General features: G+C 70.2%; 12 protein-coding genes and 1 riboswitch. Of the genes, 4 read left to right on the forward strand and 8 right to left on the reverse strand.

What is annotated here, in order from left to right; all coding sequences use genetic code 11:
• Nucleotides 1-121: 121 nt before the first annotated feature.
• The 5 genes from ACFV8T_RS22425 to ACFV8T_RS22445 all read right to left on the reverse strand — a co-directional run bounded on the left by ACFV8T_RS22425 (nt 122) and on the right by ACFV8T_RS22445 (nt 5,044).
• On the reverse strand, nt 122-1,144 hold the full coding sequence (locus ACFV8T_RS22425) for an ABC transporter substrate-binding protein (protein WP_385330097.1): 1,023 nt from the start codon (nt 1,142-1,144) through the stop codon (nt 122-124).
• A gap of 15 nt (nt 1,145-1,159) precedes the next feature.
• Nucleotides 1,160-1,945, reverse strand: coding sequence for an ABC transporter ATP-binding protein (locus ACFV8T_RS22430; RefSeq protein ID WP_385330100.1), 786 nt, complete (start codon nt 1,943-1,945; stop codon nt 1,160-1,162).
• Nucleotides 1,945-3,054, reverse strand: coding sequence for a FecCD family ABC transporter permease (locus ACFV8T_RS22435; RefSeq protein ID WP_385330102.1), 1,110 nt, complete (start codon nt 3,052-3,054; stop codon nt 1,945-1,947). The genes ACFV8T_RS22430 and ACFV8T_RS22435 overlap by 1 nt, the downstream gene beginning before the upstream one ends.
• Nucleotides 3,055-3,155: 101 nt before the next feature.
• A riboswitch (cobalamin riboswitch) is annotated at nt 3,156-3,301 on the reverse strand.
• Nucleotides 3,302-3,470: 169 nt separating this feature from the next.
• Nucleotides 3,471-3,989, reverse strand: coding sequence for a DUF402 domain-containing protein (locus ACFV8T_RS22440; RefSeq protein WP_385330104.1), 519 nt, complete (start codon nt 3,987-3,989; stop codon nt 3,471-3,473).
• 122 nt (nt 3,990-4,111) lie between these two features.
• The gene (locus tag ACFV8T_RS22445; protein WP_385330107.1) at nt 4,112-5,044 is read right to left on the reverse strand and encodes a peptidase; all 933 of its coding nucleotides are present in this window, start codon (nt 5,042-5,044) and stop codon (nt 4,112-4,114) included.
• A 330-nt stretch (nt 5,045-5,374) separates the two neighbouring features.
• On the opposite strand from ACFV8T_RS22445, the gene ACFV8T_RS22450 reads away from it, so the two are divergent.
• Complete coding sequence (locus tag ACFV8T_RS22450) at nt 5,375-6,130, forward strand: ankyrin repeat domain-containing protein (RefSeq protein WP_385330109.1); 756 nt, start codon at nt 5,375-5,377, stop codon at nt 6,128-6,130.
• Between the two features lie 27 nt (nt 6,131-6,157).
• Here the strand turns inward: ACFV8T_RS22450 and ACFV8T_RS22455 are convergent, their stop codons facing one another.
• Nucleotides 6,158-6,490 (reverse strand): hypothetical protein, encoded by a 333-nt coding sequence (locus ACFV8T_RS22455; protein WP_385330111.1) that lies wholly within the window; start codon nt 6,488-6,490, stop codon nt 6,158-6,160.
• On the opposite strand from ACFV8T_RS22455, the gene ACFV8T_RS22460 reads away from it, so the two are divergent.
• Nucleotides 6,489-6,758: a hypothetical protein gene (locus ACFV8T_RS22460; RefSeq protein ID WP_385330113.1), complete on the forward strand. Its 270-nt coding sequence runs from the start codon at nt 6,489-6,491 to the stop codon at nt 6,756-6,758. The two genes, ACFV8T_RS22455 and ACFV8T_RS22460, sit on opposite strands and share 2 nt — an antisense overlap.
• A gap of 118 nt (nt 6,759-6,876) precedes the next feature.
• Here ACFV8T_RS22460 and ACFV8T_RS22465 read toward each other — a convergent pair whose 3' ends face one another.
• Both ACFV8T_RS22465 and cynR read right to left on the reverse strand, forming a co-directional pair.
• Nucleotides 6,877-7,524, reverse strand: a complete 648-nt coding sequence (locus ACFV8T_RS22465) for a GntR family transcriptional regulator (protein ID WP_385330115.1) — start codon at nt 7,522-7,524, stop codon at nt 6,877-6,879.
• A 61-nt stretch (nt 7,525-7,585) separates the two neighbouring features.
• A complete protein-coding gene (cynR, locus tag ACFV8T_RS22470) occupies nt 7,586-8,494 on the reverse strand; it encodes a transcriptional regulator CynR (protein WP_385330117.1) in 909 nt (302 codons plus the stop codon).
• Between the two features lie 135 nt (nt 8,495-8,629).
• Between cynR and ACFV8T_RS22475 the strand changes: the two genes are divergently transcribed.
• Both ACFV8T_RS22475 and cynS read left to right on the forward strand, forming a co-directional pair.
• Nucleotides 8,630-9,229, forward strand: a complete 600-nt coding sequence (locus ACFV8T_RS22475; RefSeq protein WP_385330120.1) for a carbonic anhydrase — start codon at nt 8,630-8,632, stop codon at nt 9,227-9,229.
• Nucleotides 9,230-9,302: 73 nt separating this feature from the next.
• Complete coding sequence (gene cynS, locus ACFV8T_RS22480) at nt 9,303-9,773, forward strand: cyanase (protein WP_266430348.1); 471 nt, start codon at nt 9,303-9,305, stop codon at nt 9,771-9,773.
• Nucleotides 9,774-9,916 lie beyond the last annotated feature (143 nt).

Below are 9,916 nucleotides of genomic sequence, written 5' to 3' on the forward strand. Positions count from 1 at the left end.
TCAGCACTGTAGGCGTCGCCTCCCCCTCCCGGTGCACCCTGAATTCACCCAACGATCCATTTGTGCCCCCGGCTGGTGGCGTGGGGGGTTTAACCCCCCGCCCCCGGCGCGCGGGGACGGGTCAGAGATCGGCGTTCCTCAGATACGCGGCAAGTGAACCGATGGCCGCCGGATTGCGCGGACTCTCCACCAGGTCCGCGTAGTCGAGGACGAAGACACGGTCGTTCTTGATGGCCGAGACATTCGCGAGCGGCGGATAGGACTTCAGGAACTTCTCCTTCTGCGCCGCGCCGTTGTCACCGTAGTCGTTGATCACGATCACCTCGGGGTCACGGTCGACCACGGTCTCCCAGCCCACGGTCACCCAGCTGTCCTTGAGGTCCTTCATGACGTGATCGCCACCGGCCTTGGTGATGATGTCGTGCGGCCCCGCGAAGGCACCGGAGGTCAGCGGCTTGTCCCGCCCGTCGTCGTAGAGGAAGACCCGGGGGCGGTCGGTACCCTTCGGCGCCTTCGCCCGAGCTTCCGCCACCTGCTTCCGGAACGTCGCGACGAGGGCCTCCGCACGGTCCTCCACATCGAATATCTTTCCCAGGTTCCGCAAATCGGTGTAGAGCGCGTCGAGCGGTGCCATCACCCCGCGTGCTTTCCCCTTGCCGTTGCGGCACGACTCGCTCAGCAGATACGACCCGATGCCCACTTTCCGGAGTTCGGCAGGAGTGAACCCGTCCCCCTCGCTGAATCCGTAGTTCCATCCGGCGAAGACCAGATCGGCACGGGCGTCGAGGACCAGTTCCTTGTTGATCCTCTCCTTGGAGAGCCACTTGGCCTTCCGGTATCCGTCCTTCCAGGGAACGGACGTGAGGTCGCCCTTGTCCTCGGGCATCACATAACCCGCCATGTGGTCTTCCAGTTGGAGCGCGAACATGATCTCGGTGATGCCGACGTCATTGGTGACCACGCGTTGCGGGGCCTTGTCGTAGGTCTTCTTCTGGCCGCAGTTCTCGACGGTCACCGGATAGTGGCCGGTGCTTTTCCGAGCGCTGTCCTTCTCTCCTTGGCCGGAGGGCATTTCCGCACCGCAGCCGGTGAGGACCAGGGCGGCGGCGATCACGATCGCGGCGGGACGTACGAGGTTGTGCATGGCGGCGGTGACTCCTCAGGAATCGGGTCGAGCGGGGCGAAGACGGTCGAAGAGCAGCTGGACGGCGCCGGTCTCCGGATGCGGGACGCGGTGTGCCCGTACGCCGAAGACCTCGGCCAGCAGGTCGGGGGTGAGCACGTCGTGCGGAGCGCCGGAGGCGACGATCCGTCCGCCGTCGATGACATGGAGCAGATCGCAGTGGAGTGCGGCGAGGTTGAGGTCGTGCAGCGCGGTGAGGACGGTCAGCCCGCTGTCGCGCACCAGCGCCAGCACTTCCAGCTGCTGTGCGATGTCGAGATGGTTGGTCGGCTCGTCGAGCACCAGCAGCCGGGGCTGCTGAGCCAGCGCGCGGGCGATCAGCACCCGCTGCTTCTCGCCGCCGGAAAGAGTGAGGAAGCCGCGGTCGGCGAGGTGGCCGGCGCCCACTCCCGCCAGCGCGGCCCCGCACGCCTGCCGGTCCTCGTCGGTGGTCCGTCCCATCGACGACTGGTGCGGCAGCCGCCCCATCTCCACGACCTCGGCAACCGTGAAATCGAATTCGGTGGCCGCCTCCTGGGGAAGTGCGGCCAGCCGGCGCGCGCTCTCGCGCGCGCTCATGGCGTACAGATCCTCGCCGCCGAGCCGCACCGTGCCGCCCGAGGGACGCAGAGCCCGGTAGACACAACGCAACAGGGTGGATTTGCCACTGCCGTTGGGCCCGACCAGACCGACGAGCTGCCCCTCCCCCGCTCCCAGTGTGGCCTCCTCCACCAGCCGCGCGCCGGCGATCTCGACCGTCAGAGCATCGATGTCGATCCGCATCAGGCGCCTCCGAACGTGTAGGAGCGACGGCGCATCAGGAGTACGAAGCACGGCACGCCGATGGCCGCGGTCAGCACGCCCACCGGCAGTTCGGCGGGCGCGAGCACCACGCGGGAGAGGATGTCCACCCAGATCAGCAGGACAGCACCCACCAGTGGTGCGACGGCCAGCAGCCGGCGGTGGTCCGCGCCGACGAGCATCCGTACGGCGTGCGGCACCATCAGTCCGACGAAGCCGATGGCACCGCTCACCGCGACCACCGCCCCCGTGACGGCCGCGGAGACCAGGAACAGTTCCTTGCGCAGCCGCCCCGCGTCCACCCCCAGCGCGGCAGCGGTCTCGTCGCCCATGGCCAGGGCGTTCAGCCGACGTGCCGACCAGGCGAGGTGGGCGAGACCGCCGAGCACGGCCCCCGCGGCAATCGGTACGGAGGCCCAGTCGGCTCCGCCGAGGCTGCCGAGCATCCACATCATCGCGGAGCGTGCGGCTTCACCGCGCTCGGCCGCGAACACCATGAAGGTGGTGACGGCCGAGAAGCCGTAGTACATCGCGGTGCCCGTCAGGACGAGCCGCAGCGGGGTCAGACCACGAGCGGTGCGTGCGATGGCGTACACCAGCATCATGGCGAGGAGCGCGGAAAGGAACGACGCCGTGGACAGCGCCCAGATGCCCAGCGTGCCGAAGGCGCCGAAGATGAGCACGGCATTGGCACCGACCGCCGCGCCAGAGGAGATGCCGAGGACGAACGGGTCGGCAAGGGCGTTGCGGACCATGGCCTGCACGGCGACGCCGATGGCCGAGAGACCGGCCCCGACGACCGCGGCCAGCACGGCTCGCGGAAGGCGCAGTTCCCAGACGATGGTGTACGCGGGCACCTGGTCCGGGGCTATTCGGCCGCCCGTCAGCCCGGCCCGCAGACAACGCAGCACTTCGCTCCAGGAGAGCCCCGACGCCCCGATGCCCGCCCCGCAGACGAGGGAGACCAGGAGCACGGCACACAGGAGGGGAAGGAGCAGCGCCGGCGACACGCGCCGGGGCGGCGCGGGCCCGGCCCCGGCACGGGCCGTGCGTGAGGGCACGGCGGGCTTACGGACGAGGGGTGTGGCCACGGGCGGATCGCTTTCGCCTCGGGCCGTGCACCTACGTGATCAAAGGAGCAGCCCGGACGCGGAGCGCCCTGCGCAGCACCACTCGCAGTCCACGGCGAATCGACAGGAGCCTTCACCACCGCGGGTAATCGGGCTTACGGGGCCATGTCTCGGGCTCCGCCTACCGTTGCGGGTCAGCGCCGGATTTCGACCGGACTTCCCCCGCGGGGCACTTGCAGCTTAGCGTGCATGGGTTGACGCACCGTCAGGGGGATGGTCGGTGTGCACCGGTTTGCGCACGTGCGGCCAGGTCATGGCTGGTCGACGAGGGGTGGTCCGCGGCTTCTGCTCGTGTGGCTCGCCCCGGCCCTCACCACTCTCCTTCGCGGAAGAACCGGCGGGTTCCCCACCCCGAGGGGAACGCGACGGCATACCGGTCAGCGCGAGGAGATCTCGGCGAGCCAGGACCGACAGCGGCTGCCGAAGGGCTCCGCGTGCGCGGTGAGCGCAGCCCTCAACCGGTCGGCCGACGCCGTGGCCCGGACGACGACGTCGGGCGGGTAGGAGTATCGGACCTGGTGGTCGGCAAACTCGTCCTCGTCGTCGACGAACACGCTTCCCCCGTCACGTACGCGGCAGACGTCGAGGTCCAGGTCGATCATGGTGACCTCCCCGGGGTGCAGCCACCGGGCCGGGGTGGTGACGTCGCAGTAGACCTCCAGCCGCGCGGGAGCCGCTTGGAACAGCGCCGTCCACCAGGCATCACGGGGAAAGAGCATGACCCTGGCCTCCCGCGTGGCATAGACGGGTCCCTCGGCGCCCTTGCTGTAGACGGTGCCGACCGGCGCCCCGAGCCAGACCCCGTGCTCGTCCTCGCCCAGCCGGACCATGGAGTGGTGCCAGTGCAGGCTGCCATCGTACTTACGGACGGAAACCAGCACCTCATCAGCATCCATGAACGCATCCATGGCCGGGACACTACAGCGATGGCCCGGCAACCGACCGGTGACCGGCAACCGCTCCGGGGCCTCGGGTCGAGAGCCCCGCCCCGGAGCGGCGTACGGAAAGGGCGGCCCGGTCAGGCGTTCTGGGCGCCGTTCCAGACGTCGTACGCGGCATTGCCGTACGCGGACGCGGCCGCCGCCGATCCGTAGCTGCCGGAGTAGGCGCCGGTCTGCATCGCGGAGCCGTCGGGCTGATAGTTCTCGATCCAGGCACCGCCGCTGGCACCGCCGGACAGGCCGTTGCAGTTGTTCATCAGGCGCTGCCCGCCGGGACCGGCGTAACCCTGCCCCTCGCACCACACGGCATAGTCCTTGTCGGCCGGCAGGCCGATGATGTGCGCGTAGTTGCTGGACCAGTTGAAGCCGAGCCCGGTGGAGCCGACGACGTCCTGCACGCGTCGGCCGTCCGGGGTGTCCAGGACGAGGAAGGCGTTGTCGTTCTCCTGGCCGCCTCCCGTGACCCAGCCCGCGCTGCGCCAGCCCCACCAGCCATGGGGCGCGTTGCCCTTGTTGTAGTTGGGCGCAAAGCGGTAGTTGGTGCCGCCCTCACCGAAGCCGCAGTGCCGTGCGGTGGCCACCACCGAGCGGTTGTTACTCGTGACAACGTTGCCAGAGCAGATGTAGTCGCCCTTGCCCGGGATCGTGAAGTACAGGCGCCCCACCGTGCCCCACACGCTGGCACGGGTCTGAACTCCTGAGCCCGCCAGGGCTCTTGTCGCGGGTATGTGGACCGGCTCGCTGTCGGCCTCGGCGACCACGCCCGCGGAGGGCCGCGCCGCGGAGACGGCGTCGGGCGCGGGCATCGGCACGGCCGCGCGGATCCGCGCCGGGGTCCAGTAGGCGTCGAGTCGGGCGGGCGACTCGGTGTTGACCACCTCGGCGGTCCCGGTACCGGAACCGGTCGGCCGCTCCTGCGCGACGGCCGTGCCGGGCGTCAGCACCGCGCACAGACTCGCTGCCGCGGCGAAGGTGGTGAGAGTGGTGCGGGTGAATCGACGTAAGCGCATGGGAACCCCTCTGGTGCGGGAGACGAAACTGACCCGCCCACTGTCCCAGCCCCGGGCCGACAAGGGATCAGCATTCGTTCAACACCTGGCACGGTGGCGGAAATTGTCGTGTCCTTCCGCACCGCCGTCGCCGATGGGCCCAGGCGCGGGAGAGAGGGAGGTCGGGTCCTGGCGAGGCCGCGCATCGTCCGAACGGACGACACCGGTGTCGTCCCGACGCCCGCGCATCACCGGCCGGTCCAGCGACGGCGGAGTCCGCCCGGCGCGTCGAGCATGGAGGGTGCGGGCCCCGCACCGTTCCGGGCCCGCCCCCACGGATTGCGAGGAACCATGCCTTCGACACGACGCGCCACCTTCCTGATCGTCCCGCTCGTGAGCCTGGCGGCACTCGCGACCGCATGCGGCACGCCGTCCGACAGCGACACCGACACCCGGCGGAAACCCTCGGTCATCGGGGCCGGCCCCCTCTCCCCCACCGGCGCGGCCGAGCGGTCGGACGCCGACCGGGATCTGCTCGAAGCCGCACGTTCCGGTGACGCCGACGCGGTGCGCGACGCGATCGAGCGGGGCGCCGGCCTGGAGACCCGCGACAAGGACCGCCGCACCCCGCTCCTGCTGGCGGCAACCGGCGATCACGTCCGGGCCGCCGGAGTCCTCGTCGACGCCGGCGCCGATCCGGACGCCCTGGACCGGCAGCACGACACACCGTGGCTGGTGACGGGCGTGACCGGCAGCGCCGCCATGGCCCGGACCCTGGCGGCGGCCGACCCCGACTACACCGTCGTCAACAGGTACGGGGGCACCTCCCTCATCCCGGCCGGCGAACACGGCCACGTCGCCTATGTCCGGGAGGTCACCACCAACCCGGACATCGACATCGACGTCGACCACGTCAACGACCTCGGCTGGACCGCCCTGTTGGAGGCCGTCATCCTCGGCGACGGTGGGGAGGACCATCAGGAGACCGTGAAGCTCCTCCTTGCCGCGGGCGCCGATCCCACCATCGAGGACAGGACCGGCACCACCGCGCTCCAGCACGCCCGGCAGCGCGGATTCGACGAGATCGCCCGGCTGCTGGGCGGGTGATCCGGCGGGCCGGCGCCCGGCCGATCGCTACGGCAGGGTGCTGTCGACGCTCACGGGCAGGTGATCGGATGCCCGGGTGCTGAGGACGCGGGCGCGGTGCGCGTCGATGCCGGGCGAGGCGAGGACGTAGTCGATACCCACCTGCGGGTCCAGTGCGTCATAGGTGTGACCGGCGCCCTCACCGGCCGCGAGCCAGGTGATGGGCGGGCCCGCGTGCAGAATCGTGGTCGGCGTCATTCCGGGGACGACGTCGAGGGCACGGCCGAAGCCGACCAGCATGGGCCGGGAGCCGGTGATGCGCTCGACGGCCTCGACGTCGGCCGCTTCGATGCGCGCCGCGGTGGCGGGGGCTGCGGACATGCTCGTGATGCTGACGGACGGTTACTTCGTCAGCGAGGGCTGGGGGACGTCCGAGCAGCGCGGCATTCTCACCGCCTCGCCGGAGGCGATCTCCCGACTGGCCTTCGCCGAAGGGTCGATGAAGCCGAAGGTGGACGCCGCCGTGCGGGTCGCCAGGGCCGGCGGACGGGCACTCATCGGTCCGCTGGAACGACTCGGCGACCTGCTCGACCGGAACATCGGCACAAAGATCCGCCCGGATGTCCCGGACGGGATCGTCTATGTCTGAGCACTCGCGGGGGCGGCCCGCCGCCATGCGCGCCGCCCCGGCCGGTGCCTGAAGGGACTCCGATCCGGCGGACAGGCCCGGGGGCCGGCGGATCGGCGCGCCGGCCGGGCCGTACCGCTCAGCCCTGGTGCTTGCGTCGCGCGGCGGCCGCGTTGCGACCTGTCACCAGGTGTTCGTCGGCCAGCTTCTCGACCCGCGCGACATCACGCTCCGCAATCGCCTTGTACAGGCCTTCGTGCTCCTGCGCGACGCCCTCCAGGTCGTCGTGCTGCCCCAGCAGCCAGCGCATCCTGCTGCGAAGAGCGCTCTGGAGCTCGTTCAGGAGTTCGTTGTCGGCCAGTTCGGTGACCGTCTCGTGGAAGTCGGCGGCGGCCCGGTGGGCCCGTACGGCATCTCCCTTCTCCGCCGCCTTCAGCTCGGCGTCGAGATCCGAGCGGAGCTTCTCAAGTCCCGCGCGGGTGCGCCGTTGGGCGGCGAGCCGGAAGGTCAGCGTCTCCAGGGCCGCGCGGACCTCGTCGAGGTCCTCGACGTCCGCCGGTGTGAACTCCCGCACGACGGCCCAGGTCCGCGGCCTGGGTGTCACCAGCCCCTCGGTGACCAGCGCCTTCAGGGCCTCTCGGACGGGCAGCCTGCTCACCCCGAGCTCCGCGGCGAGTTCGCGCTCGACGAGCTTGCTGCCCGGCTCACGCACACCGTCGATGATCTCGTCACGCAGTTGGCGCGTGACCCGCTCCGACTCCGGCTCGAAGTCTCCAGACCCTGTCATGTCCTCAATTCTCTCATCACTCGACGTCCATATTCGGTATGCCGTCCGCGGCACGGGATTCTCAGGCCGGTGCGTAGCCGCGCGCGCGGACCAGGTCGTGGGCGAGCCGGGAGAAGGCGCGCGCGGCGGCGCTCTCGTAGGCGCTCTCCCGGTGCAGCAAGGTGGCGACACGGGCGGGCAGCGGAGGGTCGAGGGGAATCGGCGTGAGGTGAAGGTGGTCGTCCGCGACCGCGTCGGGCAGCACGGTGGCCAGCGGGCCGGTACGCCGGACGATTTCGGTGAGGGCCTGGATGGTGTTGGCCTCCACGGTGATCGGCGGACTGACACGATGCCGGGCGAAGTAGCCGTCGATATGGCTCCGGGTGGCGAAGTCGCTGCTGAGCAAGGCGAGTTGCTGGTCGGCCAGGTCACTCACCGGCAGCGGTCCATCGCCCCGGTCCTCGGCACGGTCCGTGGCGACGACGAGGCTGAGGGTCTCGGTGAACAGGGCGGTCGCGGTGATGCCGGGCAGATGGGATCCCGCGAAGGCGATCCCGAGGTCGAGATCGTCGGACAGAAGGCTCGCTTCGATGCGGTCCTGGGTCATTTCCCGCAGGTCCAGCGTGATGCCGGGGTGGCGCGTGTGCAGCGCCTCGACGAGCGGGCCGACGAGATACGCGGTGAAGGTCGGCGTCACCGCCAGCCGCAGATGCCCCCGGGAGAGGTCGGCGACATCGAGGACGGCGCGGTCGGCGGCCGCCAGTTCCCGCAGTGCCCGCTGCGCGTAGTGCACATAGGCCTCGCCCGCGTCGGTGGGGCGGACGCCGCGACCGCTTCGGTCGAGCAGCTGGACACCGACGGCTCGCTCCAGTTGCTTGATCTGCTGGGACAGTGTCGGCTGCGAGATGCGCAGCTCTTCGGCGGCGCGCGTGAAATTACCGTGCTCGGCCACCGCGATCAGATAGCGGAGGTGACGTAGTTCCGGACCCATACGCGCAGCATAGCTCACACTATTGATGCGATCTATAAGAATCATGGATAACAAGACTTGGACACTATATATGGAGGTCATGCATGGTGAATCTCGTCAGCCCGTCGGGCCGGCATTCACCGAAAGGAGTGACCGATGCATGACCTCACGGGCGGCCTCGCGCGTTTCCGTCGCGACGTCTTTCCCGCCAAGGCGGGGCTCTTCGCCCACCTGGCCACGACCCACCGGCCCAAGACGCTGTTCGTCGGCTGCTCCGACGCCCGCGTGGTCCCCGAACTGATCACGCAGAGCGACCCGGGCGAGCTGTTCGTCATCCGTACCGCGGGCAATCTCGTCCCCGCGTACGCATCCGGCCCGGACGGCATCGCGGCAAGCGTCGAGTACGCCGTCGCCGTACTGCACGTGACCGACATCGTCATCTGCGGCCACTCCTCCTGCGGCGCGATGACCGCCCTGGCGGAGGAGCACGACCTCAGCGCCGCGCCGGTCGTCGCCGGCTGGCTGCGGCACGCCGACGCCGCGCGGGCCCGCGCCGCCGCCGAGCCGGCCGCGTCCGGACCGGCCAAGGTCGCCGCGCTGGTGCGGGCGAACGTGGCCGCACAGCTGCAGAACCTGACCACCCACCCCTCCGTGGCCCGTGCCCTGGCCGCCCGGACGCTCACGCTGCACGGCTGGGTGTTCGACATAGCCACCGGCACCGTCGAAACCATCGACGCCGCCCCGGCCGCGGCCTGAGCACCCACTCCCCTTCACCACGACGACCGCCCGGCCGCACAACAAGGCCGGCGCCCCGAAAGGAATCCCCGTCATGACGCACGCCCAGTTCGACCCCACCGCCCGCCAGGCCCTCGCCATCGCCGCCGTCGAGGCCAAGACCCGCAAGGACCTCAGCTGGCAGCAGATCGCCGACGCCGCCGGGCTGTCGGTCGCCTTCGTCACCGCCGCCGTCCTCGGCCAGCACGCCCTGCCGCAGAACTCCGCCGAGGCGGTGGCCGAGCTCCTCGGCCTCGACGACGACGCGGCGATGCTGCTGCAGACCATCCCGACCCGCGGATCGATCCCCGGCGGCATTCCCACCGACCCGACCATCTACCGCTTCTACGAGATGCTCCAGGTCTACGGCACCACCCTCAAGGCCCTGGTGCACGAGCAGTTCGGCGACGGCATCATCAGCGCCATCAATTTCAAGCTCGATGTGAAGAAGGTCGCCGACCCCGAAGGCGGCGAGCGCGCCGTCATCACTCTCGACGGCAAGTACCTCCCCACCAAGCCGTTCTGACCCTGCGCGGAACACAACGCGGCGGGGCGGAAGAGGCGTACGGGCAGGTCCGGTCCCCCGCGGGGGCACCCCCGCACCACAACCCCCCCCCCCCCCACCCGAAGGCCCCCCCGGGACTCTTCCCTCTAAACACCACCACTGCC

Source organism: Streptomyces sp. NPDC059832 (assembly GCF_042731715.1).
Lineage (GTDB): Bacteria > Actinomycetota > Actinomycetes > Streptomycetales > Streptomycetaceae > Streptomyces.

Bases quoted from the DNA above. Each gene is read 5' to 3' on its own strand.
- ACFV8T_RS22425 (WP_385330097.1), bottom strand. From the start codon at position 1,144: ATGCACAACCTCGTACGTCCCGCCGCGATCGTGATCGCCGCCGCCCTG.
- ACFV8T_RS22430 (WP_385330100.1), bottom strand. From the start codon at position 1,945: ATGCGGATCGACATCGATGCTCTGACGGTCGAGATCGCCGGCGCGCGG.
- ACFV8T_RS22440 (WP_385330104.1), bottom strand. From the start codon at position 3,989: ATGGATGCTGATGAGGTGCTGGTTTCCGTCCGTAAGTACGATGGCAGC.
- ACFV8T_RS22445 (WP_385330107.1), bottom strand. From the start codon at position 5,044: ATGCGCTTACGTCGATTCACCCGCACCACTCTCACCACCTTCGCCGCG.
- ACFV8T_RS22450 (WP_385330109.1), top strand. From the start codon at position 5,375: ATGCCTTCGACACGACGCGCCACCTTCCTGATCGTCCCGCTCGTGAGC.
- ACFV8T_RS22460 (WP_385330113.1), top strand. From the start codon at position 6,489: ATGCTCGTGATGCTGACGGACGGTTACTTCGTCAGCGAGGGCTGGGGG.
- ACFV8T_RS22455 (WP_385330111.1), bottom strand. From the start codon at position 6,490: ATGTCCGCAGCCCCCGCCACCGCGGCGCGCATCGAAGCGGCCGACGTC.
- ACFV8T_RS22465 (WP_385330115.1), bottom strand. From the start codon at position 7,524: ATGACAGGGTCTGGAGACTTCGAGCCGGAGTCGGAGCGGGTCACGCGC.
- cynR (WP_385330117.1), bottom strand. From the start codon at position 8,494: ATGGGTCCGGAACTACGTCACCTCCGCTATCTGATCGCGGTGGCCGAG.
- ACFV8T_RS22475 (WP_385330120.1), top strand. From the start codon at position 8,630: ATGCATGACCTCACGGGCGGCCTCGCGCGTTTCCGTCGCGACGTCTTT.
- cynS (WP_266430348.1), top strand. From the start codon at position 9,303: ATGACGCACGCCCAGTTCGACCCCACCGCCCGCCAGGCCCTCGCCATC.